This window comes from Bradyrhizobium sp. (genome assembly GCF_030646015.1).
Classification (GTDB): domain Bacteria; phylum Pseudomonadota; class Alphaproteobacteria; order Rhizobiales; family Xanthobacteraceae; genus Bradyrhizobium.
This window is the reverse complement of sequence record NZ_JAUSLT010000200.1, coordinates 1-17,092: the sequence shown is the minus strand read 5'-3', so window position 1 is coordinate 17,092 and position 17,092 is coordinate 1. Positions and strand designations below refer to the sequence as shown.

The following is a 17,092-nucleotide window of genomic DNA, read 5'->3' as shown; positions in this document are numbered from 1 at the left end:
CGATCCGGGCTACGAGATTCCGCTAACTTACAGTTTCGGCGCGCGGGCCTTCGGCAACGGGTTGCGCTCGTCCTGTTCCGCGGCGAGGGCGTCGGCGTCGATCTTGGCCGCGCTGATCATGCGCTTGAAATCCATCAGCGTGAATTGGGCCTTGCCGACCCGGTCCGGCGTGGCGCCCGGCGTCAGCTCCACGCTCAGCGCGCCGTCGCAATTGGCGCCCTTGGCCTCGCCCAGCATGGCGGCCAGGTTCTTTTCCTTGGCCAGCGAGCGTTTCACCATCGCCACGCAGCTGCCGCGGCCATTGCTGTCATTCAGCTTGAGCGCCATTTTCGGGTCGAGCGGCCGGTCGACCGCCTCCAGCGCCGTTGCTTCCTTGTACTTCGCGCCGACCGACATGATCGAACCCGCACGATAGAAATAATAGAGGTGCTGGTTTCCGACGATGGTCGGGACGCCGTATTTGTCCATGACCTGCTTGACCAGCTCGGCCTTGGAAGGCTGCTGGTCCAGCGCGAATGTCAGGTTTCGGTCGACGAAATAAGCGAGGTTGGCGCTGGCGGGCGCGGAGAAGCTCGAGGAAAGCACTTCGCCGGTCTGTTTCGGGTCGGAGGGAAGGGTGAAGACCATCGCGGCGGTGAAGCTGAGGGCGGTACCCCCGAATTTCTGCTCCTGTATATCCGCCTTGCCGCGCCCCTTGAACGACGATTCGAGGATCGCCCGTGCGGATGCCGCCGAGGAGTCCGCGGAGATACCCAGAATATCCGGTCGCGCCTTCTTGGAGAACGCGGTCTCCGGTGTCTTCGGTTTGATGTCGTAGGCCAGCGAGGTTGCGGGCAGGGCTGCCGGAGCGACGGCAACAAGGGCAATCAAGGCGCGGCGAAGCATGAAAACACCTTTGATACGACTAATGCAAAGTTAACGGATTACGCCAATTTTCGAACCGCGATGTCAATATCGCGCGTCCCGGACCACGGCTTTAATATTGCCTCACCTGGCCGCCAGGTGGCTCCGGGATCACGATATTCCCGGGATGATCGATCCGGGCCGGGACGGCAATCGTGACAATTTGCTACGCAACTTGCGCGCAATATCGGAGTAATTTGCACTAATTCGCTTCATCCAAGCTTAGAAATTTTCGCATTAGGTTCCGCTCGAGGGAACTGGTGGAGCAGGACCCCATAGCGAGAAAGAAAGCATCACATGAAGCGTTCGATTTTGAAATTTCTGAATGACGAGTCCGGTGCCACGGCCATCGAATATGGCCTGATCGCAGCCGGCATTTCGCTGGCGATTATCGCCGTGGTCAACGGCCTCGGCACCAACCTGAACACCAAGTTCACGGATATCAATACCTCGCTGAAGTAATCGCGCGTCCGCCCTCACGGGCGGCGTCGCAACCTGATGCCGGCGGCCACTGAAATTCAGTGCGCCGCCGGTTTTTTTTCCATCGATACTTTCGAAGAGCCGGTCAGGCGGTTTGCGCCGGCAGCGCCGATCGAAGATTCCCGCCGATAGCTGCGCACCGCGGGGCCAGCGCCTCCGCATCCGTGCGTGCGGGTTATCGCGGAAGCCGCCACGCGCAAGGGCGCGCAGATCTCCATAGTTTTACGGACACGCGTCAACGGTAACGTCTTCTTCACCATGAACGTCCCGTTCACCATGAGGACAAATCCCCGCGGTCTTTCGGCAAACTCCTTGAACCCTCAAGATCGCTTATACCTTTACTGCCTAGTCATGGCTGGAAGGGACGTCGTCATCACACTGCAGTTCAGTCGTCCAGCGTAAAAGTAGATCGTAAAGCGTATGAATACCGCTCGCATTGTGGTCCTGACAATCGCTCTTGGTGCCGGTGGCATTGCCGCCTACCTCGCGAGCGGGACCGACAAAAAAACCGTCGCGGCCGAACCGGCGGCCCAGATGCCGACGGTCGAGGTTCTCGTCGCCGGAGCCGACATCGGCCTCGGCCAGTCGCTCAAGCCCGGCGACCTGCAATGGCAGACATGGCCGGCCTCGTCGAACAGCAACAGCTTCATTCGCCGTGGCGAACGTCCCGACGCCACCACGCAGGTGGCGGGCTCGATCGCGCGCGCGCCCTTCATCGCCGGCGAACCGATCCGTGAGCAGAAGCTGGTCAGGGCCGACGGATCCGGCTTCATGGCGGCGATCCTGCCCACCGGCATGCGCGCCATTTCCACCGAGATTTCGCCGGAGTCCGGCGCCGGCGGCTTCATCCTGCCGAACGACCGCGTCGACGTGATCCTGTCCAAGCGCGAGAAGGGCGCCGACAAGAACGGCGCCGACGTCGTCAACTCCGAAATCATCCTGAGCAATGTTCGCGTGCTCGCGATCGATCAGGCGCCGAAGGAAAAGGACGGTCAGAACGCCGTGATCGGCAAGACCGTCACGCTCGAGCTGAAGCCCGAGCAGGCCGAGACGCTGGCGCGCTCGCGCCAGAGCGGCACGCTGGCGCTGGCGTTACGCAGCATCGCCGACCTCAACGTGGTCGAAAACATCTCCGAGGATTCTGCCGCTCTCAAAAGAGGCGCGGGTATCAATGTGGTTCGCTACGGAGTGCTCAGCGCGACGACGACACAGAAGTGACCGAAGGACGCTCGATATGAAATACAGCAGAAATCAGCTGGCCATGCGGACCTTGATGGCGGGCGCGCTTTCGTTTTCGGCCGCAGCCTTGCTGACGCTCAATCCGGTTTGGGCGCCCGCTCTTGCCGCCGACGAGGCGGTGCAGGCGCCGGTTGGCGAACAGGCGCCGATTGTGTCGCCGGTCGCCACCATCGCATCGACCAAGCAACGTTTCCTGGCGCTCGGCATCGGAAAATCCGTGATCATCGACTTGCCGCGCGAGGTCAAGGATGTGCTGGTCGCCGACCCCAAGATTGCGAACGCGGTGGTGCGCTCGGCGCAGCGCGCCTACATCATCGGCGCCGCGGTCGGTCAGACCAACGTCGTGTTCTTCGATGCCGCGGGCCAGCAGGTCGCGGCCTATGACATCGCGGTCAAGCGCGATCTCAACGGCCTGCGCGCCGCGCTGCGGCATACGCCGGGAATCCAGATCGAGGGCGTCGGCGACGGCGTCATGCTGACCGGCACGGTATCCACTCCGATCGAGGCGCAGCAGGCGGGTGACCTCGCAGCAAGGCTGGTCGGTGGTCCCGACAAGGTCGTCAATTCGATCGTCGTCAAGGGCCGCGATCAGGTGATGCTGAAGGTCACGGTCGCGGAAGTGCGGCGGGACATCGTCAAACAGATGGGCGTCGATCTCAGCGCCAGCATGAACTCCGGCACCACGGTCGTGCAATTCAACAATAGCAACCCGTTCACCGCCAACAGTGGACCGCTGGTCCCGGGCAATGGGCTTGCCGCGGCGTTCGGCTCGAGCCCATCGGTCCAGGCGACGCTTCGCGCGATGGAGAGCGCCGGCGTGGTGCGGACTCTCGCCGAACCCAATCTGACGGCGATCTCCGGCGAGTCCGCGACATTCATCTCGGGCGGCGAATTTCCCATTCCTACCGGCGTGACCTGCCAGCCGATCGCGGGGGGCGGTATCGGACAATGCGTCCAGACGGTCAGCTACAAGAAATTCGGCATCTCGCTCAACTTCACGCCGGTGGTGCTGAGCGAGGGGCGGATCAGCCTGCGGGTGATGACCGAAGTGTCGGAAGTCTCGACCGAAAACGCCTTGACCGGCGGTGCCGGTGGAACGACGATTCCCTCCATCAAGACCCGTCGTGCCGAAACCACGCTCGAGATCCCCTCCGGCGGCTCGATCGCGATGGCCGGCCTGATCCAGGAAAAGACCAAGCAGGCGGTCAACGGAATTCCCGGCCTCGACTCCTTGCCCGTCCTCGGCGCGCTGTTCCGGAGCCAGGATTTCATCAACAACCAGACCGAACTGATGGTGCTGGTGACGCCCTATGTCGTTCGGGCGGTGGCGCAGAAAGAGCTGTCACGTCCTGACGACGGATTTGCCCCGGCGTCGGACTCCCAATCGACCTTGCTGGCCCAGATCAACCGGATTTACGGCGTCGCCGGCCGCGCCGAAGCGGTTGGCGGCTCTCCGAGCAATTTTGGCTTCATCATTGACTGACGCGGTGCCCGGCGGTTGCGGGACGAGGACAAAACGATGACGAACAGAACACCGCGCGATCGCCTTCGCACCCTGCGCCTGCTGGGCGCGCTGGCCGGCGTCTCAGTCGCGCTGGGAGCCTGCACCTATACCGGCTCGGAAGTCGTGACGACGGCGAGCGTACCCTATGACTACCGGCAGAACCATCCGATCGCGGTTCAGGAAGCCGACACCTCGATCGTCGTCTTCGTCGGGCAGGGACGCGGCGGCTTGTCCGCCCCGCAGCGCGCCGACGTCATGGGATTGGCGCGGACCTGGGTTCGCGAAGGCACCGGTGCGATCGTGGTGGATGTGCCGGTCGACACCCCGAACGCCCGGGCCGCGGCGTCGACAGCCCAGGAAATTCGGGCGACGCTGGCGGCAGGCGGTGTGCCGGCACGCGGCGTCAGGCTGCATCGCTACCGCCCGGACGATCCCCGCACGCTCGCGACCATCCGGCTGAGTTACCCGAAAATCTCGGCGGTCGCCGGCCCCTGCGGCCTGTGGCCGGAGGATCTCGGACCCTCGACCCTGAACAGGGGCTATAGCGAAAACCGGCCGTATCACAATTTCGGTTGTGCGAACCAGCGCAACCTCGCCGCGATGATCGACAATCCTGCGGACCTCGAACAGCCGAGATCCGAGACAGCCGCCTATACGGCGCGACGCACGGAGGCGTTCGAGAAGTATCGCAAGGGTACCTCGACCTCGACCGCCTATCCCGAATCCGACAAAGCCAAACTCAGCGATACAGGCAAATGACAACCGCCATTGGACTTCCCGAAAATCAACCAGCGCCGCACGCGGACGATTACATCGCTCCGGCGCCGCGCGTGTCGGTGCAGGCTTTTTGCGAGTCGGTGGCAACCGCGGTCGCCGTAAAAGCGGCGGCCGAAGATCGCCGTCTCGGCAAGGCGCATCTCACCGTCCAGATGGGCGGCGTGGCGACCGCGATCGAAAACTATCGCACGGTACCGACGCCGAACGTAATCATTCTGGAAACCGAAGGCGGCAGCGATATTCTTGCCGGCCTCGATGACCTCGCATCGGTGTGCGATCCCGGCACCCGCGTCGTCGTGATCGGCACCGCGCACGATGCCGCGCCCTACCGCGAACTGGTGCGTCGCGGCGTCAGCGATTACGTCATCGGTCCGGTCGTTCCGCTCGATGTGGTGCGCTCGGTCTGCAGTCTGTTTTCGGCGTCGGAGGCCATCGCCGTCGGCCGCATCATCGCCGTCGTCGGCGCCAAGGGCGGCGTCGGCGCGTCCACCGTCGCGCACAATGTGGCCTGGGCGATCGCCCGCGACCTCCAGCTGGATTCCGTCGTCATCGATCTCGATCTCGCGTTCGGCACCGCCGGGCTCGATTACAACAAGGATCCCTTGCAGGGGATCGCCAATGCGATCTTCTCACCCGACCGGCCCGATACGTCGTTCGTCGACCGCCTGCTGGCGAAGTGCACCGACAATCTCAGTTTGCTGGCGGCGCCGGCATCGCTCGATCGGGTCTACGACCTCGGCGCGGACGCCTTCGACGCGATCTTCGATACGTTGCGCATGACGACGCCCTGCATCGTGCTGGACGTTCCGCACCAATGGTCGGGCTGGACCAAGCGCGTTCTGGTCGGTGCCGATGACATTCTGGTGGTCGCCGAGCCGGATCTCGCCAATTTGCGCAACACCAAGAACATGCTGAGCATGCTGAAGGCGGCGCGGCCCAATGACCGGCCGCCGCTGTATTGTCTCAACCAGGTCGGCATGCACAAGCGACCGGAAATCACGACAGGCGAATTCGCCAAGGCGATCGAGAGTCAGCCGATCGCTTCCATTCCATTCGATTCGCGCATGTTCGGCACGGCCGCCAACAACGGCCAGATGATCGCGGAAATTTCCGCCAATCACCGCACCACCAAGATGTTTCTGCAGATCGCGCGGCAACTGACCGGCCGCGGCGAGACCAGGAAGCCGAAGAGCTCGTTCCTGGCGCCGCTCATCAGGAAGCTGCGGGCAGGGTAGGCGGCGTTTCGGCGACGATATCTTTCGCCGGGGCTCGATTGATGGCTCAGTTGGAGCGCCCGGCAGCCACCGGCAGTTTGCCTGCATCGGCGCGAGCATTGCCCTTGCGGGCCAGCAATCGCTTGAGATCGGCGACATCTGCCGCGGCTTCCTCGGCCGGCCGATCGGCCTTCACAATACTTTCAGCATCGGCAAGTCTGCCCTGCAGGCCGACCACCAGCGCCAAATTCAGCCGCACGCGCTGATCCGCATCCGGGCGGCTGTTGGCGCGGCGCATGATCTCCTCCGCCTTCGGCAGGTCCTTTGCAAGGACGTAGGAAAGGCCGAGATTGGACAACACGGAAGGTTCTTCGGGCGCGATCTTCAGCGCGCTTGCGTAGTACTGCCGCGCTTCCTCGTATCGACCTAGCTGGTCGAGCGCCGCGCCCTGGGCCGAAAGAATCCGCCAATCCGGATCGTCGGGGGTATGGGCGCGGGAGAGGATGTCGAAGGCCTGTTGAAAATTGCCGTTGTCCGCCAGCGCCCGCCCATAGCCGGCGAGCAGCGCCTTGTTGCTGGGATGGGCGAGGGTGGCCTGCTCGAGCACGGCTACAGCCTGGGACTTCTGTCCCGTGGCGCGTAGCGCCTTGCCGTATTGCAGCGCCGCGTCGATATCTTTCGGATTGGCGCGAAAACGATCGCGAGAACCTTCCAGTTCGCGCCGCGGGTCGGCGGCGCGGCTTGCTTCGGGCTTCTCCCCCAGCGACCCCGTGATGTCAGAGGTACCGGCGGTCTGGCAGCCACCCAGCCCCAACAGCAAGATCGCGGACGATGCAGCGAATGCAGCGCGTCTTGCGAAGCAATAATGGTGGCGCAACTGCTGGAGCACGTGGTTTGACCTATCGTCGGCGGGACTGGTCAAAAATGCTTGCAGTTTAACCCTAAGTTCAGGTTAAGGGGCGGTACCAACCGGAGCTGCGGTCATCGTTCGGGGGCAGCGAGCGTCGGCGGGTTGAAGGGGCCGATCGGCCTAGTCGACGAATTGGGCGCCGAATTCGCACCCGATCCGCCAGGCCAGCCGGCATTGCCGGGGGCCGCCGTCGGACAGGATGATGGTGAACTCAGGGGGAATCTCGAGATGTTCGGCGATGATCTTGACGCCGCCCGCCGATACGTCCGTGATCATGCAGTCGCGCGGCAGCGAGCCGGTCCCGAACTGGATCTTGGCGACCCGTCTGCACTGACGACGTTCGCTGCTGCGTCGATTGGCTAACATGTCGATCCTTCGCGTTACCTTTGAGAATGCTCCACCCGGCATTCCTCGGATTGTCTTACCGAAGAATCGTTGGAATACGCCTAGCGCAACCGCTTGCAATTGATGCTTTCCGTTTGAATTGCTTTCACCTTGTGAAGCGCGACGCCATTACGCGCACCGCGGGCATCGCGCAACGTCAGCACTCGCCGAACGCTTAGCGAGCGAGCTTATATACTGCAACCATAAGATGTCTAAAATTTACCGAAAGGAAACGGGTTAGCCGTTAAGTTCCCTGCGGGGAACTCCCTCCTACCGGGGCGATTCAGCCAATCTTAGCGTTTTGGCCGCATATTGAGCGCATCGCGGGCGATTGCCCTGCGATCCGATCGAACACGGACGGATCGCGACGGACAACTCACTCGCGACCATCGTGACCGCCAATGGCGTCGGCACCGGTTCCAGCGCCTATTCACGTCGATCAACACGTCGCTGAAATGAGTAGATACCCGCGAGGATTTACCCTTGTCAGTCGAGAAATTTCTCAAGCAGCGTGCGGTCAATGTAGCCGTGATCGGCAACTACACTCTGCCGAACTGGTATGATCCCCAGGGCAAGCTGCGGACTTTCGCCTGCCGGACCACGCGCGTCTCGCCATTCCGGATGATGGCCGATGTGCCGGTGGTCGGCAAGGTCGGTGATCGCCTCAGCACGTACTTCCAGGATTTCGGCAAGTTCGACGCCAGCATCACCGAGACCCAGACAGGTCGATTCCTGATCGAACTCGAAATGACCCGCCCGGTGCGGGAAAAGTTTGCCAGCAAGCTCACCTGGCTGGAAAAGAAGCAGAAAGAGCCTAGCCTTGCGGATCTGCGCAGGGATGCGCGCATCATCCCGACAACTCCCCATTCCATCATGACCCTGGCGGACGGTACCACGCAGCCATGCCTCGTGATCGACATGTCGCCGTCGGGTGTCGCGGTTTCGGCCCAGCTGCAGCCGCAGATCGGAACGCCGCTGGCGGTGGGCGCCTGCATTGGTCGCGTCGTCAGACTGCTGCCCGATGGCTTCGCGGTCAAATTCGTCGAACCGCTGAACCGCCACGAACTCGAGCGGCGGCTGGTTACACGATTTACGCCGCCGGCTTTGTCCGGGCAGGCTCCCGGGGCGACCCGCAGCAGCGGCGGCGTCTTGCTGGCCAGTGACTCCATTCTGGTCTAGCGCGTTTTCGCGCCCTTCCGGTTGGCGGGGGCGCGGGGGGCGGATCAGACAGGCCTTTGATTTTAAGCATGTCCTTGGTAACGCTTTGATCCGGCTTGCTTTGCCTTGCCGCCGCCATATCGCTAGGGTATCGCCGCCGCCACGCGGGGATTGGCGTTAAGGCGGAATACGCGGATTGGCGTGCTCCATCGGGGATGGGATAACTCTAAGTGTCTGAATTATTTGATGAAGTCGACGAAGACGTACGTCGCGACCAGCTCAAGAAGATCTGGGACAAGTATTCGATTCTGATCGTCGCCGGCGCGTTTTTGATCATCGCCGCGGTGGGCGGCTGGCGTGGCTATCAGTATCTGGAAGCCAAGAAGGCCGCCGAGGCCGGGGCGGCCTTCGACAAGGCCTCCGAGCTCTCCGAACAGAACAAGCATACCGAGGCGGAAGCCGCCTTTGCCGATCTGGCTGCCAAGGCGCCGTCGGGCTATCGCGTGCTGGCGCGGCTGCGGGTCGCCGCGGAGGCCGCATCGCGCGATCCGCAGGCGGCCGCGAAGCTGTACGACGACATATCGGCCGATCGCACCGTCGGCGCGCCGGAGCAGGATCTGGCCCGGGTGCGCGCCGCCGGATTGCTGCTGGAAACGTCGACCTATCCCAATATGCTGCAGCGCCTTGAGCCGGCCACCGTGCCGGGGGCGACCTTTCGCCATACCGCGCGCGAACTGCTCGCGCTGTCGGCCTGGCGCACCAACGATACCACCGCCGCGCGGCAATGGCTGGATGTGATTGCCAATGACGGCGAGACGCCGGCAAGCTTGCGCTCGCGCGCCGAAGCGCTGCAGGCGTTGCTGCCGCCGGTTGCCAAGAGCTAATGCCGAGAGCTGACGGCGGGAAAACAAGTTGATTGAGAAACCGACCATGCGCCGCTCGCAACGCCTGATCGCCACCGCCGTCATCATCGCCCTGTCGGGCGTGCTGGCAGGCTGTGCCGGTGGCATGAGCAGTTTCGACCCGTCCGACCTGCTCGACTTTCTTGACACCAAGAAGAAGCTGCCGGGCGAGCGCAAGCCGGTTTTCCCCGAAGGCGTGCCGGGCCTCGAGCAGGGCGTGCCGAAGGATTTGTACAAGGGCTCGCGCCAGCAGCAGATGGACCAGCAGAATGCCGCGACGGCAGCTGCCGCCGCGCCGCCCGCGGAGGAGCCGAAATCGAAGCGCGGCGCCAAGTCTGCAAAGGGCAAGCCGCCGGCGACGGCCAGCCGGGCGCCTGCGCCGGATGCTGCGCCTGCCGCCGATGCCGACGCATTGCCTGAGGAAGAGGGCAGCACCGCCGCGGCGCCGCCGCCGCCCAAGCCGGCGAAGATCGTGCGCCGGCGCACCACTGCGCCGCCGCCGGACGCGCCGGCACAGCCTGCGCCAACGCAGCAACAATCTGCTTCACCGTTCCCGGCGCCAATGCCGAGCGGCACCTTCACGCGCTGATTTGGTTTTTCATTTTATCGACACGCGCTTCCTAGACGGCGCAGGGATCGCTCATGTCTTTTACCATTGCTATCATCGGCCGGCCCAATGTCGGAAAATCGACGCTATTCAACCGGCTGGTCGGGCAGAAGCTCGCGCTGGTCGATGACACGCCCGGCGTCACCCGCGACCGCCGCGAAGGGCAGGGGCGCCTCGGCGATCTCGAATTCACGCTGATCGACACCGCCGGCCTCGACGAGGGCGCCAAGGGCTCGCTGACCGCGCGGATGCAGGAGCAGACCGAGACCGCGATCGCGCTGGCCGACGCCCTGATGTTCGTGATCGACGCGCGGGCGGGCCTCACTCCGAACGATCGCGGCTTTGCCGATTTCGCGCGCCGCGCCAACAAGCCGGTGGTTCTGGTCGCCAACAAGAGCGAGGGCAAGCACGGCGAGGCCGGTGCGATGGAATCCTACGCGCTCGGCCTCGGCGAGCCGATCCAGATCTCCGCCGAGCACGGTGAGGGCCTCAGCGATCTCTACGACTCGCTGCGCGCGATCATGCCGGAGCCGGTCGAGGAGAGCGAAGAGTTCGACGATGACGACGTCATCGAGACCGACGAGGAAATCGCCAAACGCCCGATTCGCGTCGCGATCGTCGGCCGTCCCAATGCCGGCAAGTCCACGCTGATCAATCACCTGCTCGGCGAAGAGCGGCTGCTGACCAGCGCCGAGGCGGGCACTACCCGCGATTCCATCTCCGTCGAGGTCAACTGGCAGGGACGGGATTTTCGGGTGTTCGATACCGCGGGATTGCGGCGGCGCTCGCGGATCGAGGAAAAGCTGGAAAAGCTCTCGGTGTCGGACGCGCTGCGCGCCATTCGCTTCGCCGAAGTCGTGGTGCTGATGATGGACGCGCAGAACAAGTTCGAGGAGCAGGACCTGCGCATCGCCGACCTGATCGAGCGCGAGGGCCGCGCGCTGGTGATCGCGGTCAACAAATGGGACCTGATGGGCAAGCAGTCCAGCCTGATCGCTGGCTTGCGCACCGACGCCGATCATCTGCTGCCGCAGGTCAAGGGCATGCCGATCGTGGCGGTGTCCGGCCTGATGGGCGAGGGCATCGACCGTCTGATGAGTTCGATCGAACAGGCCTATGCGGTATGGAACAAGCGGGTGCCGACGGCGACGCTCAATCGCTGGTTCGAGCAGGCGGTCGACGCCAATCCGCCGCCCGCGGTGTCGGGCCGCCGGCTGAAACTGAACTACATCACCCAGGCCAAGGCACGGCCGCCGAGCTTCATCCTGTTCTGCTCGCGCGCCGACGCGGTGCCGCAGTCCTATCTGCGCTATCTCGTCAATTCGATGCGTGAATTCTTCGAACTGCCGGGCACGCCGGTGCGGATCAGCCTGCGCGAAAAGGCCAACCCGTTCGCCCACAAGCGCAAGCGGCCGTCATGAGCGAGGCGAATTCCGCCGATACCGCCGCTGCGCCTGCGGCGCGCGGCGGCGCGGTCGCCTTTATCTTCGTCACCATCCTGCTCGACATGCTGGCGCTGGGCCTGATCATGCCGATCCTGCCCAAGCTGGTGGAAAGCTTCGTCAACAACGACACCGCCGATGCGGCACGGATCTTCGGCCTGTTCGGCACCGCCTGGGCGCTGATGCAGTTTTTCTTTTCGCCGATCCTCGGCGCCCTGTCGGACCGGTTCGGCCGGCGGCCTGTCATCCTGCTGTCGAATTTGGGGCTGGCGCTCGATTACGTGTTAATGGCGCTGGCGCCGTCGCTGCTTTGGCTGTTCATCGGCCGGGTGATCTCCGGCATCACCTCGGCCAGCGTTTCCACGGCATTCGCCTACATCGCCGATGTGACGGCGCAGGAACGGCGCGCCGCGATGTTCGGCAAGATCGGCGTCGCGTTCGGTGCCGGCTTCATTCTGGGACCTGCTATCGGCGGTCTGCTCGGCGACATCGATCCCCGGCTGCCGTTCTGGGTTGCGGCGGGTTTGAGCTTTGCCAACACGTTATATGGCTTTTTGATCCTGCCGGAATCATTGCCAGCGGAACGCCGCTCGCCGCTGCGCTGGAAGAGCGCCAATCCGATCGGCGCGCTGCATCTGCTGCGCTCCGATCGCGTTCTCGCGGGACTGTCGGTGGTCAATTTCGTCGCGCAGACCGCGCATGTGGTGTTGCCGAGCACCTACGTGCTCTACGCGACCTACCGTTACGGCTGGGACACCACCACCGTCGGCCTGACGCTGGCCATGGTCGGCGTCTGCGCGATGGTGGTGCAGGGGGCAGCGATCGGGCCGATCGTGCGGCGTTTCGGCGAGCGGAAGGCGCTGATGCTGGGGCTCGGCAGCGGCGCCGCCGGCTTTCTGATTTTTGCGCTCGCGCCGACCGGTCCGCTGTCCTGGCTCGGCATTCCCGTGATGGCGTTGTGGGGCGTGTCGGGGGCGGCGATCCAGGCGCTGATGACTCAGCTGGTTGCGCCGAACCAGCAGGGCCAGCTGCAGGGCGCCAACACCAGCGTGCAAAGCGTGGCGCAGATGGTCGGGCCGTTTCTGTTCACGCTGACATTCGCTTACTTCATCGGCGCGCAGGCGCCGCTGCAATTGCCGGGCGCGCCGTTCCTGCTGGCTTCGGCGCTGTTGCTGCTGGCGCTGGTGATCGCGGCGAAAACATTATCGTCCGCCCGGGTCCGGTAGGGTTCCCGCCAAGGGGACATCCTGCCGGATCCCCGCGAATCACTTATGCTCGAATCCCTGACTTCAGGAGGCCGACATGGTCGCAGACAGCAACAGCCAGATCGCGTGGCATCGGGCGCAGATCAGGAAACACCGCGCGGCGCTGAAACAGATCGAAACCGCGCGGCACAATTTCGGCGAGATCGCCGGCTCGAAGACCACAGCTCAATCGCACAAGACGGTCGCCGAACTGAAACGCAAGATCAGGGATTCCGAACGGATCGTCGCGGCGTACGAGCGGCAAACCCGCCGGCCGCTGACGACCGATTTTGGAACGCTCGCCAGCGCCCCCTGGAGCAAGTGGAATGGCTCCGACTCGCCGGACCGGCGATAGCGCGGGCGGCGCCCCGGGTTCGGATCGCGCCGACTCCTTCAGTTGAATTCGCCGCCGGCCGGACCCTTGCAGGTCCGGCCGGCCGCGTTTCTCTTTACTTCTTCACCAGCGGACACTCGCTCGCCGACAGCGGCTTGGCCGCGTCTTCCGCCGAAATCGTGGCGATCTGCTTGTAGTAGTCCCAGGGGTATTTCGACTCCGCGGGCTTCTTCACCTCGAACAGATAGGCCGGAATGATGCGGCGTCCGTCGGCGCGCAGCGGGCCCTTGCCGAACAGCGGATCGTCGGTCGGCAGTTCCTTCATCTTGGCGACGACCTTGGCGCCGTCACGGGGATTGCCGCCGAGCGCTTCCATCGCCTTGAGATAGTGCAGCACCATGGCGTAGGCGCCGGCCTGGGTCATCGACGGCATCGCGTTCTTGTTGGCCAGTGCGGCGAACCGCTTCGAAAAGGCGCGCGTCTGGTCGTTCATGTCCCAGTAAAAGGATTCCGTGAACGTCAGGCCTTGCGCCGTCTTCAGGCCCAGCGAATGCACGTCGTTGATGAAGAGCAGCAGGGCTGCGAGCTTCTGGCCGGCTGCCACGATGCCGAACTCGGCCGCCTGCTTGATCGCGTTGGTGGTGTCGCCGCCGGCATTGGCAAGGCCGACCACCTTCGACTTCGAGGCCTGCGCCTGCAGCAGGAACGACGAGAAGTCCGAGGTATTGATCGGATGCTTGACGCCGCCGAGCACCTTGCCGCCATTGGCGGTGACGACCGCGGACGTATCGCGCTCCAGCGCGTGGCCGAAGGCGTAATCGGCGGTCAGGAAGAACCAGCTGTCGCCGCCCGCCTTGGTCAGCGCCTTGCCGGTGCCGTTGGCGAGCATGTAGGTGTCGTAGGTGTAGGAGATCGTGTTCGGCGTGCAGGCCTTGCCGGTGAGATCGGCGGAGGCGGCACCGGAATTGAGCAGCGTCGCGTTCTTTTCCTTGACGAGGTTGCTCACCGCCAGCGCCACGCCGGAGTTCGGAGTATCGGCGATGGCATCGACCTTGTCGCTGTCCAGCCACTGCCGCGCGATGTTGACGCCGACGTCGGGCTTGTTCTGGTGATCGCCGCTGACGACGTCGATCTTCCAGCCCTTCTTGAGCAGGCCGGAATCCTCGACCGCCATTTTGACCGCGACCACCGAATTGGGGCCGCCGATGTCGGCATAAAGGCTCGACATGTCGTTCAACACGCCGATCTTGACCGTCTTGTCCTGGGCGAAAGCCGGCGTGGCAAGGCCCAGCGCGGCGAACGCGATGAGCGCGGTGGTGCCCAGCGCGAGCGTTTTCTTCTTCATTGAATTCCTCCAGAGGTTAACACCCGGGAGGCTCTCTTTTCGGAGCCTCGCCAGGGCTCCCGTTAGTACGTCCGGCGCCGCGCGGCAATGCACCTATGGTAGCGCGTCCGCGGTCAGTTTGAAGCAAAGCTTCCGGGCACGGTGTTCTCGCCATCGGCGCTCGGGACGCGGTTGGAGCGGGGATTCAGTCGGCGGTAGGTAATTGTCGCTGGCGGGTTCCTGAGCTAGGTTGGAACCATTATCAATCCAAGCAAGATCAAATTCGGGGGGTACTCGTGGGAATTTTCAGGTTTTCCGGTTTGGCGATCGCGATCCTGTTGTTCGGGCTGACGGCCAATAGTCCGGCGGCGAATGCGAGCTGGGACGAGGCGACCAAGGCCTTTGCGAAGAAGCAATATGCGGCAGCTGCCAAACTGTTCAAGCCGCTGGCGGAGAAGGGCAATGCGCTGGCGCAGTACCAGATCGCGTTGATGCACCGGATGGGCCTCGGTATGACCAAGGACCAGAAGGAAGCGAAGAAGTGGAGCCGGCTTGCCGCCAAGCAAGGCAATGCCGACGCTCAGCTGATGCTGGGCAGCCTGTACGCCAAGGCTGAGGGCGGGGAATCGGCCGACGTCGTCAATGCCTACATCTGGTACGAGGCATCGGCCAAGGAGGGAAACGCCGAAGCCAAGAAGGAACTGGTTTCCCTCGAGAAAGGGATGACACCGCAGCAGCTCACCGATGCGCGCGCCAAGGCGCAAAAATGCGTGACGTCCAAATACGAGCTGTGCGACTGACCGAACGCGCCGGCGCTCAACCCGGCGCGCGAAAACCCAGCAGCATGCGGGTCGGGTAATCATAAAGCTTGCCGGTCTCGGTCCAGGCCGGCGAGCACATCGGCAGGATCAATTCGGCGACCTGGTCGGGCGTCTCCAGCGTCTCCGGGTCTTCGCCGGGAAGCACGATCGCGCGCATCCGGGTCCGTGTCGGGCCGGGATTGAACAGGTTGACGCGCAGCGGCGTGCTGGCGGTTTCGTGCGCCCAGGTCCGCGCCAGCGTCTCCAGCGCCGCCTTCGAGGCGGCATAGGGACCGAGATAGGCGTTGGCCTGGCTCGCCGCGGCCGAGGTGATGAACACCGCGCGTCCGGCGTCGGATTGCCGGAGCAGCGGCTCCATGCAGCGGATCAGCTGGAAGTTGGCCGCCACGTTGATCGCCATCACGTCGTTCCACGACTTCAGCTCGATATGGCCGAGCGGCGAGGAGGGGCCGGCGACCCCGGCATTGCCGACGAGAATGTCGAGCTTGCCATGGCGTTCCTGCAGCGCCGCGGCGAGCCGGGCGATGCCGTCGGAATCCGTCAGATTGAGCGGCACCAGTGTCGCGGCGCCGCCGTCCTTGCGGATTTCATCGTCGAGTTCTTCGAGGCCGCCTTGCGTTCGCGCCACCGCGATCACATGGGCACCGGCTTTTGCCAATGCGCGGGCAGTGGCATAGCCGATGCCGCGCGAGGCGCCGGTGACGAGAGCGATACGGGAGGAAAGGGGAAGGGTCATGAACGTAGCTCTCTCCACGGTCGTCCCCGCGAACGCGGGGACCCATACGCCGTGACGGTTGTGATAGCGGAAGGTGGTCGTATCAAATGGCGCATGAAAAACGAAGGCCGGTGGCTATGGGTCCCTGCGTTCGCAGGGACGACACCGTTCGAGCTGCCAAATTGGGGCTAGCTCGCCTCCGCCAGCAGCGACAATTGCCGCGGCTGCGGTTCGACCTGGGTCTGGTCGGTGAGGTGGGTGGGGTAGACGCCGGTAAAGCAGTGATCGGCGAATTTCGGGTTGGCGGGATCGCGGCCGGGCTCGCCCATGGCGCGGTACATGCCGTCGATCGACAGGAACGCCAGCGAGTCCGCGCCGATGGCTTCGCGCATCTCTTCCAGCGAATGGGTGGCTGCCAGCAGGCCGCCGCGGTCGGGCAGGTCGATGCCGTAATAGTCGGGGTACAGGATCGGCGGCGAGGCGAGGCGGAAGTGGACCTCGCGGGCGCCGGCGTCGCGCATCATGCGCACGATCTTTTTCGAGGTGGTGCCGCGCACCAGCGAATCGTCGATCAGGATGATGCGCTTGCCCTCGATCGCGGCGCGGTTGGCCGAATGCTTCATGCGGACGCCGAGTTCGCGCACGCTCTGGGTCGGCTGGATGAAGGTGCGGCCGACATAATGGTTGCGGATGATGCCGAGTTCGAACGGCACGCCGGAGTGCTGGCTGTAGCCGATCGCGGCGGGCACGCCGGAATCCGGCACCGGCACCACGACGTCGACCTCGACATGGCTTTCTCTCGCCAGTTGCGCGCCAAAGGCCTTGCGGACGTCATAGACCGAACGGCCGCCGACGATGGAATCCGGCCGCGAGAAGTAGATGTATTCGAAGATGCAGGGCCGCGGCGGCTTCGGCGGAAACGGCTTGTGGCTTTGCGCGCCTTGCTCGTCGAACACGATGATCTCGCCGGGCTCGATGTCGCGGACGTATTTGGCGCCGATCATGTCGAGCGCGCAGGTCTCCGACGCCAGGATCGGGCAGCCGTCGAGTTCGCCCAGCACCAGCGGGCGAATGCCGAGGGGATCGCGGGCGCCGATCAGTTTCTTGTTGGTCATCGATACCAGCGAATAGGCG

The 17,092-nt window shown here is 64.0% G+C and carries 18 protein-coding genes; 12 read left to right on the top strand and 6 right to left on the bottom strand.

Features of this window, described 5'->3' with window-relative positions; translation table 11 throughout:
- Window positions 1-27: 27 nt before the first annotated feature.
- Complete coding sequence (locus Q7T45_RS28425) at window positions 28-885, bottom strand: hypothetical protein (protein WP_304875473.1); 858 nt, start codon at window positions 883-885, stop codon at window positions 28-30.
- A 315-nt stretch (window positions 886-1,200) separates the two neighbouring features.
- Here Q7T45_RS28425 and Q7T45_RS28420 point away from each other — a divergent pair, with 315 nt between their 5' ends.
- The 5 genes from Q7T45_RS28420 (at window position 1,201) to Q7T45_RS28400 (ending at window position 6,138) form a co-directional block, all read left to right on the top strand.
- Entirely contained in the window at window positions 1,201-1,365 is a 165-nt protein-coding gene (locus Q7T45_RS28420; RefSeq protein ID WP_304746294.1) for a Flp family type IVb pilin, read from the top strand.
- A gap of 438 nt (window positions 1,366-1,803) precedes the next feature.
- A complete protein-coding gene (cpaB, locus tag Q7T45_RS28415; RefSeq protein ID WP_304875472.1) occupies window positions 1,804-2,601 on the top strand; it encodes a Flp pilus assembly protein CpaB in 798 nt (265 codons plus the stop codon).
- Between the two features lie 16 nt (window positions 2,602-2,617).
- Entirely contained in the window at window positions 2,618-4,105 is a 1,488-nt protein-coding gene (locus tag Q7T45_RS28410) for a type II and III secretion system protein family protein (RefSeq protein ID WP_370691380.1), read from the top strand.
- Window positions 4,106-4,141: 36 nt separating this feature from the next.
- Entirely contained in the window at window positions 4,142-4,885 is a 744-nt protein-coding gene (locus Q7T45_RS28405) for a CpaD family pilus assembly protein (RefSeq protein ID WP_304875471.1), read from the top strand.
- A complete protein-coding gene (locus tag Q7T45_RS28400) occupies window positions 4,882-6,138 on the top strand; it encodes an AAA family ATPase (RefSeq protein WP_304875470.1) in 1,257 nt (418 codons plus the stop codon). Before Q7T45_RS28405 ends, Q7T45_RS28400 begins: the two co-directional genes overlap by 4 nt.
- 46 nt (window positions 6,139-6,184) lie before the next feature.
- Here Q7T45_RS28400 and Q7T45_RS28395 read toward each other — a convergent pair whose 3' ends face one another.
- Entirely contained in the window at window positions 6,185-6,934 is a 750-nt protein-coding gene (locus Q7T45_RS28395; RefSeq protein ID WP_304875491.1) for a tetratricopeptide repeat protein, read from the bottom strand.
- Window positions 6,935-7,147: 213 nt separating this feature from the next.
- Complete coding sequence (locus Q7T45_RS28390; protein ID WP_304745330.1) at window positions 7,148-7,393, bottom strand: PilZ domain-containing protein; 246 nt, start codon at window positions 7,391-7,393, stop codon at window positions 7,148-7,150.
- 501 nt (window positions 7,394-7,894) lie between these two features.
- Here Q7T45_RS28390 and Q7T45_RS28385 point away from each other — a divergent pair.
- The 6 genes from Q7T45_RS28385 to Q7T45_RS28360 all read left to right on the top strand — a co-directional run bounded on the left by Q7T45_RS28385 (window position 7,895) and on the right by Q7T45_RS28360 (window position 13,119).
- A complete protein-coding gene (locus Q7T45_RS28385) occupies window positions 7,895-8,590 on the top strand; it encodes a PilZ domain-containing protein (RefSeq protein ID WP_304875469.1) in 696 nt (231 codons plus the stop codon).
- A 209-nt stretch (window positions 8,591-8,799) separates the two neighbouring features.
- Window positions 8,800-9,453 carry a tetratricopeptide repeat protein gene (locus tag Q7T45_RS28380; protein ID WP_304875468.1) on the top strand — a complete coding sequence of 218 codons (654 nt, stop codon included), beginning with the start codon at window positions 8,800-8,802 and terminating at the stop codon, window positions 9,451-9,453.
- A 46-nt stretch (window positions 9,454-9,499) separates the two neighbouring features.
- Window positions 9,500-10,060 (top strand): hypothetical protein, encoded by a 561-nt coding sequence (locus Q7T45_RS28375; RefSeq protein ID WP_304875490.1) that lies wholly within the window; start codon window positions 9,500-9,502, stop codon window positions 10,058-10,060.
- Between the two features lie 53 nt (window positions 10,061-10,113).
- Window positions 10,114-11,499, top strand: a complete 1,386-nt coding sequence (gene der, locus Q7T45_RS28370) for a ribosome biogenesis GTPase Der (protein ID WP_304875467.1) — start codon at window positions 10,114-10,116, stop codon at window positions 11,497-11,499.
- Window positions 11,496-12,746, top strand: coding sequence for a TCR/Tet family MFS transporter (locus tag Q7T45_RS28365; protein WP_304875466.1), 1,251 nt, complete (start codon window positions 11,496-11,498; stop codon window positions 12,744-12,746). Before der ends, Q7T45_RS28365 begins: the two co-directional genes overlap by 4 nt.
- Before the next feature lie 76 nt (window positions 12,747-12,822).
- A complete protein-coding gene (locus Q7T45_RS28360; RefSeq protein WP_304875464.1) occupies window positions 12,823-13,119 on the top strand; it encodes a hypothetical protein in 297 nt (98 codons plus the stop codon).
- Window positions 13,120-13,213: 94 nt separating this feature from the next.
- On the opposite strand, the gene Q7T45_RS28355 is transcribed toward Q7T45_RS28360, so the two are convergent.
- Window positions 13,214-14,443, bottom strand: a complete 1,230-nt coding sequence (locus Q7T45_RS28355; RefSeq protein ID WP_304875461.1) for an ABC transporter substrate-binding protein — start codon at window positions 14,441-14,443, stop codon at window positions 13,214-13,216.
- A gap of 275 nt (window positions 14,444-14,718) precedes the next feature.
- On the opposite strand from Q7T45_RS28355, the gene Q7T45_RS28350 reads away from it, so the two are divergent.
- Window positions 14,719-15,222 carry a tetratricopeptide repeat protein gene (locus Q7T45_RS28350; RefSeq protein WP_304875460.1) on the top strand — a complete coding sequence of 168 codons (504 nt, stop codon included), beginning with the start codon at window positions 14,719-14,721 and terminating at the stop codon, window positions 15,220-15,222.
- A 16-nt stretch (window positions 15,223-15,238) separates the two neighbouring features.
- Here the strand turns inward: Q7T45_RS28350 and Q7T45_RS28345 are convergent, their stop codons facing one another.
- Together Q7T45_RS28345 and Q7T45_RS28340 are read right to left on the bottom strand one after the other, a co-directional pair.
- Window positions 15,239-15,979, bottom strand: coding sequence for an SDR family NAD(P)-dependent oxidoreductase (locus Q7T45_RS28345; RefSeq protein WP_304875459.1), 741 nt, complete (start codon window positions 15,977-15,979; stop codon window positions 15,239-15,241).
- 167 nt (window positions 15,980-16,146) lie between these two features.
- Window positions 16,147-17,092 (bottom strand): amidophosphoribosyltransferase (locus Q7T45_RS28340; protein ID WP_304875458.1); only part of this gene is annotated, 946 nt, incomplete at its 5' end.